General features: G+C 70.2%; 1 protein-coding gene. It reads right to left on the bottom strand.

What is annotated here, in order from left to right; translation table 11 throughout:
- Nucleotides 1–222 precede the first annotated feature (222 nt).
- The coding region (locus D180_RS12970; protein ID WP_017913123.1) for a hypothetical protein at nt 223–931 on the bottom strand (709 nt) is incomplete at its 5' end.

The raw sequence follows: 931 nt of genomic DNA, 5'->3' as shown, positions 1-931 counted from the left end.
GCGACATGTCCAGATACAAGGAGCGGCTTCAGCCCCCACGGCGTTCCCGGTGAACCCGGTCGCGGCTGGAAGCCGCTCCCACGGGACACTTCCGAAGTCGCGCTCCAGTCGCGACGCGGCGTTTTCGGTAGCGCCCGTCGCAGCTGAAGCCGCTCTTGCACGGGCTCACCTTGGCCGCAGATCAGCGCCGCCCGAGCCGGCGCCCAACCATCGCGGCCGCACTCACGCCGTCCAGCGCGTCTTCGCCAGCAGTTCGTCGTTCCAGTCGTAGGCGATCGCGCCGTCCTTCAGGAACAGGGCGACGAAGTTGTAGACGTTGCGTGCGTACATCTCGCTCGCATGCACCGCGCCCATGCTGGCCAGATCCAACGGCCCGGCAATGGTCACGCCGGCGTGTTCGATGGTCTCGCCCGGCCGGGTGAGCTCGCAATTGCCACCGGTCTCGGCGGCCAGATCCACCACCACGCTTCCCGGCTTCATGCCGGCGACCATCGCCGCGCTGAGGATCTTGGGTGCCGGCCGTCCCGGCACCGCGGCGGTGCACACCACCACGTCGATGCCCTTCAGGTGCTCGGCCAGGCGACGCTGCTGCTCCGCGCGCTCGTCGTCGGTGAGTTGCCGCGCGTAGCCGCCCTCGCCAGCGGCGCTGACCCCGAGATCGAGAAACTTGCCGCCCAGCGATTCGATCTGCTCGCGGGTTTCCGGGCGCACGTCGAAGCCCTCCACCTGCGCACCCAGGCGCTTGGCGGTGGCGATGGCCTGCAGGCCGGCCACGCCGGCGCCGACGATCAGCACCTTGGAGGGGCGGATGGTGCCGGCCGCGGTGGTCAGCATCGGGAAGAAACGCGGCGCCAGCTGCGCGGCGATCAGGGTCGCCTTGTAGCCGGCCATGCCGGCCTGCGAGCTGAGCACGTCCATCGCCTGCGCGCGG

Origin of the sequence: Xanthomonas sp. SHU 166, from assembly GCF_000364685.1 — a bacterium.
Lineage (GTDB): Bacteria > Pseudomonadota > Gammaproteobacteria > Xanthomonadales > Xanthomonadaceae > Xanthomonas_A > Xanthomonas_A sontii.
Note: the sequence above shows the minus strand (reverse complement) of the source record. Positions and strands in the feature narration are given on the sequence as shown.